General features: G+C 63.4%; 14 protein-coding genes. 12 read left to right on the top strand and 2 right to left on the bottom strand.

Translation table 11 applies throughout. The features are described 5' to 3' along the window. Window positions 1–504: 504 nt before the first annotated feature. The 4 genes from AB1402_05485 (at window position 505) to AB1402_05470 (ending at window position 5,903) form a co-directional block, all read left to right on the top strand. Entirely contained in the window at window positions 505–2,400 is a 1,896-nt protein-coding gene (locus AB1402_05485) for a protein prkA (protein MEW6541048.1), read from the top strand. A 102-nt stretch (window positions 2,401–2,502) separates the two neighbouring features. Beyond that, window positions 2,503–3,630, top strand: coding sequence for a sporulation protein YhbH (yhbH, locus tag AB1402_05480; GenBank protein ID MEW6541047.1), 1,128 nt, complete (start codon window positions 2,503–2,505; stop codon window positions 3,628–3,630). A 113-nt stretch (window positions 3,631–3,743) separates the two neighbouring features. Next, window positions 3,744–5,003 (top strand): SpoVR family protein, encoded by a 1,260-nt coding sequence (locus AB1402_05475; protein MEW6541046.1) that lies wholly within the window; start codon window positions 3,744–3,746, stop codon window positions 5,001–5,003. Window positions 5,004–5,057: 54 nt separating this feature from the next. After that, entirely contained in the window at window positions 5,058–5,903 is an 846-nt protein-coding gene (locus tag AB1402_05470) for a Ku protein (GenBank protein MEW6541045.1), read from the top strand. 11 nt (window positions 5,904–5,914) lie between these two features. On the opposite strand, the gene AB1402_05465 is transcribed toward AB1402_05470, so the two are convergent. After that, a complete protein-coding gene (locus AB1402_05465) occupies window positions 5,915–6,829 on the bottom strand; it encodes a peptidyl-prolyl cis-trans isomerase (protein ID MEW6541044.1) in 915 nt (304 codons plus the stop codon). 246 nt (window positions 6,830–7,075) lie between these two features. On the opposite strand from AB1402_05465, the gene AB1402_05460 reads away from it, so the two are divergent. Further along, complete coding sequence (locus AB1402_05460) at window positions 7,076–8,011, top strand: hypothetical protein (GenBank protein MEW6541043.1); 936 nt, start codon at window positions 7,076–7,078, stop codon at window positions 8,009–8,011. Between the two features lie 139 nt (window positions 8,012–8,150). On the opposite strand, the gene AB1402_05455 is transcribed toward AB1402_05460, so the two are convergent. Beyond that, window positions 8,151–8,366 carry an alpha/beta-type small acid-soluble spore protein gene (locus tag AB1402_05455; protein MEW6541042.1) on the bottom strand — a complete coding sequence of 72 codons (216 nt, stop codon included), beginning with the start codon at window positions 8,364–8,366 and terminating at the stop codon, window positions 8,151–8,153. A gap of 112 nt (window positions 8,367–8,478) precedes the next feature. Here AB1402_05455 and ligD point away from each other — a divergent pair, with 112 nt between their 5' ends. The 7 genes from ligD to hslU all read left to right on the top strand — a co-directional run bounded on the left by ligD (window position 8,479) and on the right by hslU (window position 17,273). Further along, window positions 8,479–9,381: a non-homologous end-joining DNA ligase gene (ligD, locus tag AB1402_05450; protein MEW6541041.1), complete on the top strand. Its 903-nt coding sequence runs from the start codon at window positions 8,479–8,481 to the stop codon at window positions 9,379–9,381. A gap of 96 nt (window positions 9,382–9,477) precedes the next feature. Continuing rightward, a complete protein-coding gene (dprA, locus tag AB1402_05445; GenBank protein ID MEW6541040.1) occupies window positions 9,478–10,605 on the top strand; it encodes a DNA-processing protein DprA in 1,128 nt (375 codons plus the stop codon). A gap of 109 nt (window positions 10,606–10,714) precedes the next feature. Beyond that, window positions 10,715–12,952 (top strand): type I DNA topoisomerase, encoded by a 2,238-nt coding sequence (topA, locus tag AB1402_05440; protein MEW6541039.1) that lies wholly within the window; start codon window positions 10,715–10,717, stop codon window positions 12,950–12,952. Continuing rightward, entirely contained in the window at window positions 12,952–14,286 is a 1,335-nt protein-coding gene (gene trmFO / locus AB1402_05435; protein MEW6541038.1) for a methylenetetrahydrofolate--tRNA-(uracil(54)-C(5))-methyltransferase (FADH(2)-oxidizing) TrmFO, read from the top strand. The genes topA and trmFO overlap by 1 nt, the downstream gene beginning before the upstream one ends. Then, on the top strand, window positions 14,270–15,187 hold the full coding sequence (locus tag AB1402_05430) for a tyrosine recombinase XerC (protein MEW6541037.1): 918 nt from the start codon (window positions 14,270–14,272) through the stop codon (window positions 15,185–15,187). The genes trmFO and AB1402_05430 overlap by 17 nt, the downstream gene beginning before the upstream one ends. 135 nt (window positions 15,188–15,322) lie before the next feature. Further along, window positions 15,323–15,856 (top strand): ATP-dependent protease subunit HslV, encoded by a 534-nt coding sequence (hslV, locus tag AB1402_05425; protein ID MEW6541036.1) that lies wholly within the window; start codon window positions 15,323–15,325, stop codon window positions 15,854–15,856. Window positions 15,857–15,872: 16 nt separating this feature from the next. Continuing rightward, window positions 15,873–17,273 carry an ATP-dependent protease ATPase subunit HslU gene (gene hslU / locus AB1402_05420; GenBank protein MEW6541035.1) on the top strand — a complete coding sequence of 467 codons (1,401 nt, stop codon included), beginning with the start codon at window positions 15,873–15,875 and terminating at the stop codon, window positions 17,271–17,273. Window positions 17,274–17,282 lie beyond the last annotated feature (9 nt).

Below are 17,282 nucleotides of genomic sequence, written 5' to 3'. Positions count from 1 at the left end.
CATACATTGTGCACTGGGAGGCGGGCCGGATGAATTACCTCGTGACCTGGGTCGAGGGCGACGAAGTGGTATACCGGTTTGTCCCCGCGGATGAGCTGCCGGAAATACTGGAGACCGATAAGCACTACATCGTCATCCCCTTGCACTGATTAGTGGTTGGTGGTCAGTCGTCGGTCACCGGGGCTGTCCACTGGTTCGCGGCCAATGTACCTTGAACGAGGTTCCTTTTCCTGGTCCAACCGCCGGCCACTGTAATGGTCGTCAGCCTCCAGTCGTAGCCCCCCCGGTTCTTCCAAAGTGCTTTGCTTTCACCTGGTTTCCTCCCCGGGTCGCACACTGACCACCCAGTAAGTTCCAGTCAATCGTTTTGACCCAGGATTTTGCCACGGCTCAACCACCGACCACCCATCACCCTTCTTCCCGACCACCGACCACTAATTCTTTTTCCCCGAAACCGGCGCATATACTGGTACCGTGAACTACTTGGCTTGCGGGAGGCAGGACATGCGTTTTCTCCACCACCTGGAAGAGTATCGTGCGGCCAGGAGAAAGCTCGAGTGGCAGGGGACCTTCAGGGACTACCTGGAGGTGGTGCGCCGCCGGCCTTGGGTTTGCCAGCTCAGTCACTCCCGGATCTTCCGGATGGTCATGGCGGCCGGGGTGGAGAAAGTAGAAGGTGTAAAACAATACAAGTTTTTTGCCCGGGAACTGTTCGGGCTGGACGAGACCCTGGAAAAGCTGGTGGACGAATACCTGCACCCGGCGGCCCGCCGCCTGGATGTGCGCCACCGCATCCTGCTCCTGATGGGTCCGGTGAGCGGCGGCAAGTCCACGCTGGTCACGCTCTTGAAGCGGGGCCTGGAGGAGTACAGCCGCACGGAAGAGGGCGCGGTGTACGCGATCAAGGGCTGCCCGATGCACGAGGAACCCCTGCACCTGATCCCGGCCGCGGTCCGGGACGCCTTCGCCCGGGAATACAACCTGCACATCGAGGGGGAATTGTGCCCGGCCTGCCGCTTGCGGGTGGGAACGGAGTACGGCGGCCGGATCGAGGAGGTCCCGGTCGAGCGCATCTTTTTGTCCGAGGAACGGCGGGTGGGGATCGGCACCTTCGCCCCCTCGGACCCTAAATCCCAGGACATCGCCGAGTTGACCGGGAGCATCGATTTCTCGACCATCGCCGAGTACGGGGCCGAGTCCGACCCCCGGGCGTACCGGTTTGACGGGGAACTGAACATCGCCAACCGGGGCCTGATGGAGTTCCAAGAGATGCTCAAGTGCGACGAGAAATTCCTTTGGAACCTCTTGAGCCTCTCCCAGGAGGGAAACTTCAAGGCCGGGAGGTACTCCCTGATCAGCGCGGACGAGATGATCGCCGCCCATACGAACGAGTCCGAGTACCGGGCCTTTGTCGCCAACCGGAAGAACGAGGCCCTGGTGTCCCGCCTGCTGGTGATGCGGATTCCCTACAACCTCCGTGTTTCCGAAGAGGTCCGGATTTACCGGAAGCTGATCGGCCAGAGCGATCTTAGTGATGTGCACCTGGCCCCGTACGCCCTGCGGGCGGCGGCCGTCTTCTCGGTGCTCTCCCGGCTTCGGGAGTCGCGGAAACCGGGGCTGGACCTGGTGAAAAAGATGCGCTTGTACGACGGGGAGGAGGTCGAGGGCTTCGGCCGCCGGGACCTGGCTGAACTCCGGAGTGAGCATCCGGACGAGGGGATGACCGGGGTCGACCCCCGCTACGTGGTCAACCGGCTGTCGTCCGCGCTGATCCGGAGCGAGACCGGGTGCCTCAACGCGCTGGAGGTGCTGCGGGCGCTGCGCGAGGGACTGGACCAGCACCCGTCCATCGGGCGGGAGGAACGGGAACGTTTGCTGAACTTCATCGTCACCGCCCGTCAGGAATACGATGAGTTCGCCCGGCGCGAGGTGCAGCGCGCTTTTACCCACTCCTACGAGGATTCGGCCCGGGTCCTATGCGAGAATTACCTGGACAACGTGGACGCCTTCTGCTGCCGGGCGGCGGTTCATGACCCCGTGACCGGCGAGGAACTGGAACCGGATGAAAAGCTCATGCGTTCCATCGAAGAACAGATCGGAATTACGGAAAACGCGAAGAAAGCCTTCCGCGAAGAGATCCTGATCCGCATCTCGGCCGTTTCCAGGAAGGGCGAGCGGTTTGACTTTACCCGCCACCCGCGGCTGCGGGAAGCGATCGAGAAGAAGCTCTTCGCCGACCTGAAGGACGTGATCAAAATCACCACCTCCACCCGCAACCCCGATCCCTTGCAAGTCCAGAGAATGGAAGATGTCCGGAACCGGTTGACGGCCGACCGCGGGTTCTGCCCGGTCTGCGCGGCGGAGCTCTTGCGCTACGTCGGCAGTCTGCTAAACCGGTAGCCGGGTTTGTATGGGGAGGCCGGTTGAATTGCGGGTAACGAAAGCGGCAACGGCTGATCGTGCTGAACCGGCAGCCGGGCTTGTTTGGGGAGGCCGGCGGCAGTGAAACGGTTTACGATCGAACACGAAGACTGGTCCCTGCACCGGAAGGGCCTGCGGGATCAGCAGCGGCACCGCGAGAAGGTGCGCCGGGCCATCCGGGAGCACCTGTCCGACATCGTCAGCGAGGAGAGCATCATCGTTTCGGATGCGGACCGGCCGGTCAGGATCCCGGTGCGGGCCATCCGGGAATACCGCTTCCGTTTCGATCAGAACCGACGGAAGCAAGTCGGCCATGGCGGGGGTGGGGTGGAAATCGGCGACATGGTGGCGGGCGGCTGCCCGGCCGTCTGGGGCGGCAAAGGCGCCGGCAGTGAACCGGGCATCGAGTACTATGAAGCGGAAGTGACTCTCGACGAGTTATCGGCGCTGATGTTCGAAGACCTGCACCTGCCCAACCTGCGCGACAAACCGCAGCCGCGGCTGGTCACCGACAGCGTGGACTTTCGTGATGTGCGCCCCAAGGGTTTGGCGGGAAACCTGGACCGCCGCCGGACCATCAAGGAGGTGCTCCGGAGAAACACCCTGAATGGGCGCCCGGGCTTACAGGTCGCCCCCGAGGACCTCAGGTACCGGACCTGGCATACCGTCCGCCAGTCCGAATCCGCCGCCGTGGTCCTGGCCATGATGGACACCTCCGGTTCAATGGGTCCGTTCGAAAAACAAATCGCCCGGACGTTTTTCTTCTGGACGGTCCGTTTCCTGAGAACGCGGTACGACAGCGTGGAAACGGTGTTCCTGGCTCACCACACCGAAGCCCGGGAGACCACGCCGGAAGGGTTTTTTTCCCGGGGAGAGAGCGGCGGCACGCGCTGTTCGTCGGTCTACCGCCTGGCCCTGGACATTGTGGCTGAACGCTACCCGCCGCGGCAATACAACATATACGCCTTCCATTTCTCGGACGGCGACAACCTCACCTCCGACAACGAACTGTGCGCCGCCCTGGCGACGCAACTGGCCGGGGTCTCGAACCTCGTCGGCTACGGGGAAATCGAAGGCTCGTACTACTACACGAGCACCCTGCGCAGCGTCTTCAAGAAGATCGCTGATCCCCGCTTTGTGACGGTGGTGCTGCGGGACAAGGGCGAGGTATACGGCGCCCTGCGGACTTTCTTCCAGGCCCGCTCGTGAGCGAAGGGGACGGTCCGGACGCCTGACAAGGGGGGGGGGGGGAGCTCTTGTACGACCTGGAACCGGCCGAAGGCGGTACGGTGCCACGTGGCTGACAAGGAGGGAAAAGCGGTTTGTGCGACCTGGAACACCTTGAAAGAGACATCGAGGAGATAATGGCGGTCGCCCGGGAGTGCGGCCTGGATTTCCGCGACATGCACTTCGAAATCTGTCCGCCCGAGGTGCTCTACAGCTTCGGCGCCTACGGGATGCCCACCCGGTTCGGCCACTGGAGTTTCGGGAAGGCCTACCAGCGCATCAAGGCGGAATACGACCATAATTTAAGCCGGATGTACGAGATGGTGATCAATACCGACCCGTGCTATGCCTTTTTGCTTCAGGGCAACTCCCGGATTCAGAACCGGCTGGTGATCGCCCACGTCCTCGCGCACAGCGACTTCTTCAAACACAACGCTTACTTTGCACGGACCGCGCCGCGGACCGCGCTGGACAGTATGGCCGCCGCCGCCGGCCGGTTTCGAGGTTACGAAGAAGCCTGCGGGCGGGACCGGGTGGAGCAGTTCCTGGACGCGGCGCTGGCGGTTGCCGAACACGTCGATTACCCCAGGCATCCGGCGTACGCCGGGCGGGCGGGCGCCGGTGAGTCGGCCGACCACCCGAAAAACGACTTCCTGGGGTTCATCGCCCGGTTCGCTCACCATCTGGACTCCTGGGAGCGGGACATCCTGGCCGTTGTCCGGGACGAGTCGCTGTACTTCCGGCCGCAGTCGGCCACCAAGTTGTGCAACGAGGGCTGGGCCACCTTCTGGCACCTGGAGATCATGCGCCGCCTGGAGCTCACGGAGGCGGAAGCGGTTGATTTCGCACGGATGCACGCCCAGCTTGTCCAGCCTTTGCGTTTGCAGGTGAACCCCTACCTCCTGGGCCTGTCGATCTTCGCCGACATCGACCGGCGTTGGGGGCGGGACGCCGTTTTTGAAGCGCGGGTCACCAGTGACGACGCGGGGTTTTTGCGCAACCACCTGACCGAGGAACTGGTCCGGGAAATGGGCCTTTTTGTATTCCGCAGGATCGGCTACGAATGGCGGGCCGTGGAAAAGGATTGGCGGGTGGTGCGCGACACCCTGGTGCAAAACCTCTTCAACTGCGGCCACCCGTACATCCTGGTGGAGACGGGCGACTTCAACGGCCGCGGGGAACTCTACCTCAAACACCACTATGAGGGAGTGGAACTGGACGTTCACTACCTGGAAAAAACGCTGCCGTTGGTCCATCGGCTCTGGGGCCGCCCGGTGCACCTGGAAACGGTCCTTGAGGAAAAGGAAATGCTCTTTTCGTTTGTCGGCGATAAAATCAGCAAACGCTTGATATAATCCTGGTCCGTGCAGGCAAACTAGGGGAAAAGCGCACGGGGAGTGATGCGTGCTTTGCGCCCGATCTGGAAAGGGGCCGTGACCTTCGGCCTGGTATACATCCCGGTGAAACTTTATCCGGCGACCGAGCACCGGGACATCAAATTCAACTACCTGCACGAGAGTTGCCACATGCCGATCCGGTACCGCAAGTTTTGCCCCCACTGTGAGGAAGAGGTGCTGGCCGAGGAGATCGTCCGGGGCTACGAGTACGAAAAGGGCCGGTACGTGGTCGTGACGGAGGATGAACTGGAGAACCTGCCCACGGGCGGGGCGAGAAACATCTCCCTCCTGGATTTCGTCCCCATCGGGGAAATCGATCCGGTCTACTACGACCGGTCTTACTACCTGTCGCCGGCCGAAGGCGGCGAAAAGGTGTACAGCCTGCTGCGCGAAGCGCTGGAGAAGAGCGGGCGGGTCGGGGTGGCCCGGGTGTCCATCCGGACCAAGGAGTCGCTGGCGGTGCTCCGGGTCAGCGGGCCGGCGCTGCAGATGAGCACCATGTACTACCCGGACGAGGTGCGTTCGCCCGCGCTCCTGCCGGAGCTGGGCGCCGGCGTGAGCCTGCACGACAACGAAGTCAAAATGGCCTTGAGCCTGGTGGAGAGCCTGGCGGGACCGTTTGAACCCGAGAAATACCGGGACGAGAGGCGGGAGGCCGTCTGGGAAATCATCCGGGCCAAGGTGGCCGGTGAGGCGGTCGTGACCGTGCCGCCGGCGCGCCCGGAAAAAGTGGTCGACTTGATGGAGGCCCTGAAGGCGAGCATCGAACAGGCCAGGAAAGAGCGCGGGAAGGCGGCAGGCAAGGGGACAAAAACGCAACGGCCGCGCCCACCGGTCAGGGACGCGGCCCACCCGTAGAGCAGGAACGCTTACTTGTACTCCACCTTGGCCTTGGCCAACAGGCTGTCCAGCCAGGCGGGGTAGAGCCGGGTGATCTCCTGTTCGGTGAGTTCACGGCGCACTTTCGCCTCCACGTCGGCGAACACGGCCGCCGTGGCCGGGTGCTTCTCCAGGATTTCGACCACGTGAAAACCGGACTCGGTCTCCATCACTTCGTCCACCAGGCCGGCTTCCTTGCCGAAGAGGGCTTTCTGCCAGGCGGGGATGAATTCGCCGTTCCGGATGGGGTCCAGGTTGCCCCCGCCGCCGGCGGTGAGCGTGTCCACCGACTTCTCGCGGGCCAGGGCGGCGAAGTCGGCACCCGCCGCCAGCTCAGACCGGACGTTCTCCGCCTCTTCGCGGGTCTTGAGCACGATGTGGCGCGCCTCCAGGCGCTCGGGTTCACCGAAACGCTCCTGGTTGGCCTCGAAGTGGGCCTTTACTTCGGCTTCGTCCAGTTCGACCTGTTTGCCAAGCAGTGCTTCAACGGTGAGTTGGATCCGCATCTGCTGCTCCAGGTCCTTTTGTTCCAGTCCGTAGGCTGCCAGGGCCTCCTCGAACTCTTCCCGGGATGCAAATCCGCTTTCAATGACCTCGTTAAGCCGGGCCTGGATGTCGGCGTCCGCTATCTCGACCCCTTGGGCGCGGCCCTCCTGGAGGATCAGCTTGCGTTTAATCAACTCCTGCAGGGTCTGATCACCCGTCTGCGTGTACATCTCGGCGTAAAGCTCATCGCGGGAGACGGGCTCGCCGTTTACGACGGCCACCGTTTCACCGCCGCCCGCCCCGCGGGTACCCAGGGCGTAGCCGCCGAGGGCTGACCCCGCGAGCAGGGCGGCGACGACCAGGACGGCGATGCCAACCACCAGCCGAGAACGACCGTATTTGGAGAATGCTTCAGTCACGATTGATTACTCCCTTCTTAGTGCACTGGACCCCATTATACACCTTTCGGCCCGCGAGGTCACGCCCATTACACTCAAAGCCGACGTGGGGGTACGCACAAAGACGTGCGCTTACCCGCGGCGGACCGGGTCCCCGTCCGCCATTTCCCAACGGTTCTTCCCTTATCAAGGATCCGGGTGAGCTTCACGCCTTATCAACGCCCAAATATGGAGGCGCCCGCGCCCGTTTCCGGAAAGACTGGAGGTATGAACGCCAAGTTTTCGCCCATGGAACCCGTTTCGTGGCCGGCGCCGTTCAACAACCCGGGTTTTGTGCACCAGTTGAAATGGGACGGAATCCGGATCATTGCGGAGGTCCGGAGGGATGGGGCCCGGCTCCGGACGCGCCGGGGCGGGGTGCGGACCGAGACCTACCCGGAGCTTCACGTGCTGACCAAGATCCTGCTAGGCGAGTCGGCCGTCTTGGACGGTGAAGCGGTGGTCCTGGACGAGGAAGGCCGTCCGAGCTTCGGGCGGATTCTGAGGCGCGATCGGACCCGCAAAGTCACTGCGGCGCTGAGCCGGGAGCTGCCGGTGCATTACGTGGTTTTTGACCTCCTGTCCGTCAACGGGGAATGGCTGCTGGACCGCCCGCTGGCCCGGCGGCAGGAAATCCTGGCGGCTATCCTGCCGGAAGAGGCACCGGTGGCGATCTGCCGGAGCCTCCCGGACGGCGTGGAATTGTTCCAAGCGACCGGCGCCCTCGGGCTGGAGGGGATTGTGAGCAAAGAGCTGGCCGGCCGGTACCACCTGGGGTGCAAACACCCCACCTGGCGCAAGGTAAAGCACTCCCGCCGTTTGCAGGCGGTGGTGGGCGGCATCTTGTTGAAACAGGGGCGGGCGAAGGCCGTGCTGCTCGGGCTCTACTCCGGCAGGGACCTGGTCTACATCGGCCGGGCGGCCGCCGGGCTTTCTGAGCGAGACCTGACCGTTCTGACCGGCATCGCCCGCACCCACGCGGCCGGACGTTCCCCGCTCAAGGACACACCCTCGTTGAGCCGGGGTCTTGAGGTCGCCTGGCTGGAGATACCCTTGACCGCCCGGGTGCGGTTCACCGGCTGGACCGACCAAGGGCGGCTGCGCAACCCGGTGCTGGAAGGGTTCGGCGACCAGGCGCCGGAGGATTGCGTGTTTCCATTTTGAAGGAATAACGACAAGGCACAGAGCCGGCTTCCGGCAAAGGGACTGATTAAAATCCTGGAGCCGGAAAACTACGGGCTGCGCCTTGTCGAAGCCTATTGTTGCTCGCACTGGTGATTTCTATTCGTGCCGGGGCCTGCCGTCACCCCGGTTTTTTATTGTTGAGTTGTGTCTCTTGCAGTGATCTTTCACCGGCCTCAACCAGTTTGCGTACCATCTGTCCGCCGATGCGTCCCGCCTCCCGGGCGCTCAACGCATTGCCTCCGGCCTTCAAATCGTCCTCCAGATGGAGTTCGCGTGCCGTTTCCCACTTCAACTGTTCGTATCTTTTCTTGCGCCGGTTCTTCTTTTGGGGCATCAAGCATCACCTCGTTCATATATTTCACCTCCAGCGGGAAAATATTCTGCAACCGCGCACGCGCACGGGCCGGTCCTATGGGGAACCCGGATATGTTTAAAGGGGAACCGCTATGCCAACGGTCCTCATCGGCAGCCGAAAGGTAGACCTGACCAATCTGAACAAGCTTTTTTGGCCGGAGGGGTACACCAAGGGCGACCTGGTGGGCTATTACCACCGGGTGGCGCCGTATGTGCTGCGCTACCTCCAGGACCGGCCGATCGTGATGAGCCGGTATCCGGACGGAATAAACGGGAAGCACTTCTATCAGAAGGAAAAGCCCGAGTACACGCCCGACTGGATTGAGACTCTGCCGGTGGCGCATGAAGGTGCCCAACGGGTGACAAACTACATCGTGTGCCGGGACGAAGCCACCCTGGTCTGGATCGCCAACCAGGGGGCGATTGAGATGCACGCCTGGCTGGGCCGGGCCGACCATCTGGAATACCCGGACCTGGCCGTCCTCGATCTGGATCCGGCGGCTCACGCGACGTGGCGCCAGGTGATCGACGTGGCGCTTTTAGCCCGCACCGTGTTGGCCGAATTCGGCCTGGCCGGATTCCCAAAAACCTCAGGGGCGACCGGGGTACACATCTTTATCCCTCTGGAACCGGTGCACACCAACCGGGAGACGACCCGGGCAATGGAGGCGCTGGCCCGCTTGGTGACCGGCGTTTGTGCCTTTGCCACCACCGAACGGGTGATTGAACGGCGGACCGGCAAAGTGTACATCGACTATCTTCAAAACACGGTGGGCAAGACCATGGCTTTTCCATACAGTGTGCGCCCCCGTCCGTCGGCGCCCGTGTCCACCCCCGTAACCTGGGATGAACTGGAAAGCCTAAAAGCGGCAAATCAGTTCAATATCAGAACCATCCCGGACCGCCTGCAGAACCGGGGGGACCCCTATGCCGCGCTTTTCAACCGTCGCCACCGCCTGGACGCACTGCTGGCACTTGTCCCGTCACCCGCGTAATTACCGTTCACTTTTTGGGCGCCTAAGACGTCTGATTCGGCAGGAATTTACAGAACACCCCCGAATCCCATGGACAAATCAGGCAGGGGGAGGCGCATGGTGGACGAACGGGCATACTGGCTGGCCTGGGCGGTGGTTTGGCCGGTCGGGGCGCGGCGGCTTCTGAACCTGGTGGAGGCGTCCGGATCCGCCCGGCAGGCCTGGGGGGCCGGGAAGAAGGAGCTTTGTGCGTCGGGGCTGGATATGTTCCAGGCGGAGGACCTGCTCTCCAGGCGGTCCCGGGTCGACCCGGGGGCGGAGCAGGAGCGGGTCCGGCGTGCCGGCGTCCGGGTCATAACCTGGATGGACGCAGACTACCCGGAAAGCCTGCGCCACATCTACGATCCCCCGGCGGTGCTTTTCAGCCTGGGGACTTTTAGCTTTCAGGAGTCCGGCCCCAACGTGGCCATCGTCGGTTCGCGCCGGGCCACGCCGTACGGCAAGGAGACGGCCGGCCGGCTGGCCGCCGCTCTCGGTTCCTGCGGTCTGGTGATAGTCAGCGGGATGGCCCGGGGCATCGACACCGCGGCGCATAACGGTGCCCTGGAATCCGGGGCCCGGACGGTGGCGGTGCTGGGGTCGGGCCTGGACGTGACCTACCCCCCGGAAAATGCCGGACTGATGAAGAGAATTGCGGCTTCCGGCGGTTTGGTGCTCACCGAATTCCCCTTGGGTTCAAAACCGGAGGCCTGGCATTTTCCGGTACGCAACCGGATCATCAGCGGTCTTTGCCGCGCGGTGGTGGTCGTGGAGGCCGGCGAGCGCAGCGGCGCCCTGATTACGGCGGAGGCAGCGCTGGAACAGGGCCGCGACGTGATGGCGGTGCCCGGCAACGTGAACAACCCTTACAGCCGGGGGGCCAACCGCCTGATCAAGCAAGGCGCGCGGCTGGTGGAGGACGCCCGGGACGTGTTGGAGGAACTGGGCCTGACGGCCCTTTTCCCCGAAAACGAATCCGGGGAAGCCCAGCTGGCTGCGTCCGCGGGTCGGGTCGCCCAGTTGAGCCCCGAAGAGAAACAAGTCCTGGAAATGCTCCAAGGACAGAGCCTGTCCGACCAAGCCCTGATGAGACTTACCGGCTTGACGGCTCCCCAGGCGGCGTCCGTTTTGGCCTACCTGGAAATCAAGGGGTTTGTGCGGCGGGCGCCGGGCGGGTTATACTACTCCTTATTAAAAGGCCGGTAGCGGTAAGGGCACCCGCGCGGGGCACCCACGCCAGTCGGGGCACCCGCGCGGGGCACCCACGTCAGTGGGTCGGGTCAGGTGAATTCTTGACGACACGAGGTGGAGCTGATTGGAGAAGACGCTGGTGATTGTCGAATCCCCGGCCAAGGCCAGGACGCTCGGGAAGTTCCTGGGCAAAAAGTACGAGATCCGGGCTTCAATGGGGCACGTCCGCGATCTTCCCCGGAGCCAGTTCGGCGTGGACGTTGATAACGGGTTCAAGCCCAAGTACATCACCATTCGGGGCAAGGGGGACGCCATCAAGGAACTGAGGGCCGCGCGCAAGAAGTCGGATCAGGTGCTTCTGGCTTCGGACCCCGACCGCGAGGGGGAAGCCATTGCCTGGCACTTGCAAGAATTGCTGCAGATCGACCCGGAAAAACCCTGCCGGGTGGAATTCAATGAAATCACCAGGGAAGCGGTGACGGCGGCGATCAAGAATCCCCGGAAGATCGACCCCAACCGGGTGGACGCCCAACAGGCGCGGCGGATTCTGGACCGGCTGGTCGGCTACAACCTTAGTCCCCTGCTCTGGCGCAAAGTGCGCAAGGGTTTGAGTGCCGGCCGGGTGCAGTCGGTGGCCGTGCACCTGATTTGCACGCGCGAGCGGGAGATCGAGGCCTTTGTACCCGAGGAATACTGGACGCTCACCGCGTTGGTGGCCAACAGGAAGCGCGAGAAGTTCAAGGCCCGGTTGCACAAAAAGGCCGGGGAAAAGGTTATAGTGCCTGACGAGGAGACCATGAAGGCCATCCTGGACGACCTCAAGGGGGAATTCTACCGGGTGGCGGACGTGGTCCGAAAAGAGAAGAAGAAGAACCCGGCGCCCCCGTTCACCACCAGCACCCTGCAGCAGGAGGCGCACCGGCGCCTGAATTTCACCACCCGGAAGACGATGATGGTTGCGCAGCAGCTCTACGAGGGCCTGGACATGGGCAAAGAGGGGCCGGTCGGTCTGGTTACCTATATCCGGACTGATTCGACCCGGGTTTCCGCTCACGCTCAGGACGAGGCCCGGGAATACATCGGCAAGAACTTCGGCGCCGAATACGTGCCGAAACACAAAAGGGTGTACGCCCGGCCCGCAAGCGCGGGTACCCCGGCGCGGGTCCAGGACGCCCACGAAGCCATCCGGCCCACGTCCGTGCTGCGAACGCCGGAGGCGGTCAAGAAGCACCTGAATCCCGACCAGATGCGCCTTTACGAGCTGATCTGGGCCCGTTTCCTGGCCAGCCAGATGGCTTCGGCGTTACTCGACACCGTACGGGCCGAGATCGCCGCCGGGGAATACCTCTTCCGGGCCACCGGTTCCACGGTGAAATTCCCGGGCTTCACCCGGGTTTACGCCGAGACGCGGGACGAAGCCAAAAATAGCGAAAAGAAAAAGGAAAAGGAAGAGGAAGAGGAAGAGGAAGAGGAAGGGGCGCTCCCGCCGCTGGAAAAAGGAGAGCAGCTAAAGTGCGTGCGCACGACGCCGGCTCAGCACTTCACGAGTGCGCCCTCCCGATACACCGAAGCCACCCTGGTGCGGGCTCTGGAGGAACTGGGCATCGGACGTCCCAGCACGTACGCGCCCGTGGTGGAAACCATCCAGCGCCGCGGCTACGTGATCCGGCGGGGCAAATCGCTCCATCCGACCGAATTGGGCCTGGTGGTCATCGACCTCTTGAAAGAGCACTTCCCGGACGTCATCAACAGCGAATTCACCGCCGAACTGGAGGGAAAGCTGGACCAGATCGAAGAGGGATCCGTCCAGTGGGAAAAGGTGCTGGAAGAGTTTTACCGGCCCTTCCGCCGGGAGGTCGCCGAGGCGGAGGCGAAGATCCATCGTGTGCGGCTGGATGAGGTCACCGACGAGGAGTGCCCGAAGTGCGGCCGGAAAATGGTGATCAAGATGGGCCGGTACGGTAAGTTTCTGGCCTGCCCGGGGTTTCCCGACTGCCGGCAGACCAAGCCCATCTTCGAGGAGACGGGCCACCGCTGCCCCAAATGCACCCGCCCGGTGGTGGTCAGACGGACCAAGAAGGGCAAGGTCTTTTACGGCTGTGCCGGATACCCGGAATGTGATTTTGTGACCTGGGATCAGCCCACCGACCAGCAATGCCCCGACTGCCGGTCGTTCCTGGTGGCCAGGGGCACCCGGAGGCACCCGGGGGCACCCGGGGATACCCACGCGGGGCACCCACGCCAGTGGGTCGGGTCAGCGGGTGAGCGGGTCGGAGGGTCGGCTCACGCCGGCCGCTCCTTGGCCTGCGCCAATCCGGATTGCGGCTATAAGGAGCGCAAGGCCGTGCGAGGCAAGGCCTGATGTCCGGCGGCGCTGTGGTGGTGGGGGCCGGGCTGGCCGGGGCGGAAGCGACCTGGCAACTGGTCCGGCGCGGCGTTCCCACCGTCCTCTACGAGATGCGCCCGCAAAAACGCACCCCGGCCCATAATACCGGGGAGTTCGCCGAGCTGGTCTGCTCCAACTCGCTCCGGGCGGAGGCGCTCACGAACGCGGTCGGCCTGCTCAAAGAGGAGATGCGCCGGCTCGGTTCCCTGATCATGGCCTGCGCCGATGCGCACCGGGTGCCGGCCGGCGGGGCGCTGGCCGTGGACCGGGAGTTGTTCGCCTTGGCGGTTACGGAGCGGTTAAAGAGCCACCCGCTGGTGACCGTCCGCCGGGAGGAAATCACCGCCGTTCCCGCCGGTGAACCGGTGATCCTGGCCACCGGACCCCTGACCTCCGACGCCCTGGCGGACGAAATCCGGCGGTTGACCGGGCACGAACACCTGTATTTCTTCGACGCGGTGGCCCCGATCGTCACCCTGGAATCCATCGATCAGGAGCGGGTGTTCCGGTCCTCGCGTTACGACCGCGGCGACCCGGCCTACCTGAACTGTCCCATGTCGCGGGAAGAGTACGAACGGTTCTGGGAGGCGCTGGTGGCCGCCGAGCGGGCGCCGCGGCACGGCTTCGAGCGGGAAACTCACTTTGAAGGCTGCCTGCCGGTGGAAGTGATCGCCGCCCGGGGCCGTGAAACGCTGCTTTTCGGGCCGCTTAAGCCGGTGGGGTTGGTCGACCCGCGCACGCACGCGCGGCCGCACGCCGTGGTCCAGCTCCGCCAAGACAACCGGGAGGGCACGCTCTACAACCTGGTGGGGTTTCAGACCAACCTGAAGTGGGGGGAGCAGCGCCGGGTGTTCTCGATGATTCCGGGGCTCGAGCAGGCGGAGTTTGTACGCTACGGGGTGATGCACCGGAACACGTACATCAACGCGCCCGTTTTGCTGGACCCCACCCTGGAGTTGCGAAACCGGCCCGGGCTCTTCATTGCCGGGCAGTTGAGCGGTGTGGAGGGTTACGTCGAGTCGGCGGCCGCCGGGCTGGCGGCCGGTTTGAACGCGGCGCGGCGGTCAAAGGGGCACGACCTTCTGGTTTTTCCACCCGAGACGGCGCACGGGGCCCTGTTGAACTATATCAGCACCGCGGATTCCGCCAATTTTCAGCCGATGAACGTAAACTTCGGGCTGTTTCCGCCTCTGCCCGGAAAGCGCCTCCGGCGCCGGCCGGAACGCAACCTGGCCCTCGCGCAGCGCGCCCTGGAACGTCTCGCGGCCTGGCTGGCCGAAAAGGGAGAGGACAGTGTACCACTTAATTGACGGTTTTGTGGCCTACCTGCAGGCGGAGCGTCAGGCCTCACCCCGCACCATCACCGCCTACCAGGAGGACCTTTTCGCCGGGCTCGACTACTTCGCGCGCCGCCGGGGAAAAGCAGATGCCGCGCTCACAGCACACGAGATCGACCTGAAGCTCTTCAGGGGTTACCTGGCGCACCTCGGGCAATCCGGTCTCGCCCGGAGCACCATAGCGCGGAAGGTGGCAGCCTGGCGTTCTTTTTTCCGCTACCTGGTCCGGGAAGACGCCGTCCCGGCGAGTCCCCTCGCCGGGTTGTCCGCACCTCGTCTGAAGAAGCGGCTGCCGGAAGTCCTATACCCGGAGGAGGTCGGCAAGCTTGTAGACGTGCCGGACGAAAGCCCACGGGGCTTGCGCGACCGCGCCATTTTAGAAGTGTTGTACGCCGGGGGGCTCCGGGTATCTGAACTGGTGGGGCTCGACCTGGCCGACCTGGACCTAAAAGCAGCCCACGTGCGGGTGCTGGGAAAAGGGAACCGGGAGAGGCTCTTACCTTTGGGCGGATACGCGTGTGCGGCCTTGGGGCGGTACCTGGACGAAGGCCGGCCGAAGCTTCTTGGTCCAAAGAAGACAGGCGAGGCGCTCTTTTTGAATCACCGGGGCGAGAGGCTGACTGACCGGGGCGCGCGGCTTGTTTTCACCAACCACCTGAAGCTTTTGGCACCTGACCAACAGGCCGGGCCCCACCTGCTCCGGCACTGCTTCGCGACTCACCTCCTGGAGGCGGGCGCGGATTTGCGCGCCGTCCAGGAACTCCTGGGCCACGCCCGCCTGTCGACCACCCAGATCTACACCCGGGTTTCGGCCGACCGTCTGCAGGAAGTATACCGGCGGGCGCATCCCCGCGGACGGAGCCGCAGGGACTGAGAGCGGCGGCACGGGGGGGGTGCTCCGCGCGCAAAACCTGGGTGATCGGGGGCCGGTTTTCGGTTTTGGTTCATACGGTGCTTTGGCTTTCGCCGGGTCGAACCGGGCAAGACTGTGTTATGAGGTGAGACTGATTTGACATTTAAAGGCACCACCGTTGTCGCCGTAAAGAGGGACGGTTCGGTGGCCCTGGCCGGTGACGGGCAGGTCGGACTGGGCGAGGGAATCATCGTCAAGCGTGACGCCGTAAAACTGCGGCGTCTGTACAAGGACCGGGTGGTGGCCGGTTTCGCCGGGAGCGTGGCCGACGCGTTCGCCCTGTTTGAGCGTTTCGAGGGAAAGCTGGAGGAATCCCAGGGCAACCTGCGCCGGGCGGCCGTGCAGTTGGCGAAGGACTGGCGCACCGACAGGTACCTGCGGCGCCTGGAGGCGTTGCTCGTCGTGGCGGACCGGGAGGCTGTGCTGCTGATTTCCGGTGGTGGCGAGGTCATCGAGCCGGACGACGGGATTATCGCCGTCGGTTCCGGGGGAGCTTTCGCGCTGGCCGCGGCCCGGGCCCTGGCCCGGCACACCGCGTTGCCGGCGGCCGACATCGCCCGCGAAGCCCTTTTGATTGCGTCCCAGATCTGCGTGCACACCAACGACCGGATCACAGTGGAAAAAGTCTAAGGCGAGGAAGGGAGTTATGACCGTGGAACTGACACCCCGGCAGACCGTGGCCGAACTGGACAAGTATATCGTCGGCCAGGACGAAGCGAAGAGAGCGGTGGCGGTCGCTTTGCGGAACCGCTACCGGCGGGCGCGGCTCCCGGACGATCTTCGCGAAGAGGTAATGCCCAAGAATATCCTCATGATCGGACCGACCGGGGTGGGCAAGACGGAAATCGCCCGGCGGCTGGCCCGCCTGGTCAACGCCCCGTTTGTGAAGGTGGAGGCGACGAAGTTCACCGAGGTGGGTTATGTGGGCCGGGACGTCGACAGTATGGTGCGCGACCTGGTGGAAACATCCGTCCGCATGGTCCGGTCCGAGCGTTTGGCCGCAGTGGAGGCAGAAGCCGCCCGGTTGGCGCAGGAGCGGATCATTGAACTTCTGGCGCCCTTTCCACCCCACGACACGGGCGGGCGCAACCCCCTGGAGATGTTGTTGGGAACCGTTCGTCCGGATCCGGAGACGGACGACCGGCACAAGCAGCGGCTGCGCCGGGTGGAGTTCGAGCGGGAAACCCTGCGGGCGAAACTGGAACGCGGGGAGCTGGAGAACGAGCACCTGGAGATCGAGGTCGAGGACCGTCCGATGTCGACCATGGAGCTTTTCTCCGGCCAGGGTGTCGAGGAGATGGGCATCAACTTGCACGACATGCTGGGCCACATCTTTCCGAAGAAGAAGAAACTACGCAAAGTGACCGTAGCGGAAGCCCGGAAGATCCTGACCCAGCAGGAAGCTCAGAAGCTGGTGGACAACGAGGAAGTGGTGACCGAGGGTATCCGGTGCGCTGAGGAATCCGGGATTATTTTTCTGGACGAGATCGACAAGATCGCCGGGCGGGAGGCCGGCGCCGGGCCCGACGTATCAAGGGGAGGCGTGCAGCGTGATATTCTCCCGATCATCGAGGGTTCCACCGTGGTGACCAAGTACGGCCCGGCCAGGACCGACCACATGCTATTCATCGCCGCCGGCGCTTTTCACATGTCGCGGCCCTCCGACCTGATTCCCGAACTGCAGGGCCGTTTTCCAATCCGGGTGGAACTCAAGAATCTCACCGAAGAGGACTTCCTGCAGATCCTGACGGAGCCCCAGAACGCTTTAATCAAGCAATACACCGCATTGTTGGCCACGGAGGACATTAAGCTCGAATTTTCTAAATATTCTCTTGTCGAGATTGCGAAAATCGCTTATACTGTTAATGATCAGACGGAGAATATCGGTGCCCGCAGGCTTTTTACCGTGCTCGAGAGACTCCTGGAGGAAATATCGTTTGCCGCCCCAGATATTGAGGACAAAAACGTGTTCATCGATGAGCACTACGTCCGGGAAAAACTAAGCGAAATTGTACGCCGTGAGGACTTGAGCCGCTATATTCTTTAGACCGCAAGG

Source organism: Bacillota bacterium (genome assembly GCA_040757205.1).
Lineage (GTDB): Bacteria > Bacillota > Desulfotomaculia > Desulfotomaculales > Desulforudaceae > Desulforudis.
The sequence above is the reverse complement of the archived record's forward strand: the minus strand, read 5'-3'. Positions and strand labels throughout refer to the sequence as shown.

Excerpts from the sequence above, each read along its gene's own strand:
- AB1402_05485 (MEW6541048.1), top strand. The coding sequence starts at position 505 with ATGCGTTTTCTCCACCACCTGGAAGAGTATCGTGCGGCCAGGAGAAAG.
- AB1402_05460 (MEW6541043.1), top strand. The coding sequence starts at position 7,076 with ATGAACGCCAAGTTTTCGCCCATGGAACCCGTTTCGTGGCCGGCGCCG.
- AB1402_05455 (MEW6541042.1), bottom strand. The coding sequence starts at position 8,366 with ATGCCCCAAAAGAAGAACCGGCGCAAGAAAAGATACGAACAGTTGAAG.
- ligD (MEW6541041.1), top strand. The coding sequence starts at position 8,479 with ATGCCAACGGTCCTCATCGGCAGCCGAAAGGTAGACCTGACCAATCTG.
- dprA (MEW6541040.1), top strand. The coding sequence starts at position 9,478 with ATGGTGGACGAACGGGCATACTGGCTGGCCTGGGCGGTGGTTTGGCCG.
- trmFO (MEW6541038.1), top strand. The coding sequence starts at position 12,952 with ATGTCCGGCGGCGCTGTGGTGGTGGGGGCCGGGCTGGCCGGGGCGGAA.
- hslU (MEW6541035.1), top strand. The coding sequence starts at position 15,873 with ATGACCGTGGAACTGACACCCCGGCAGACCGTGGCCGAACTGGACAAG.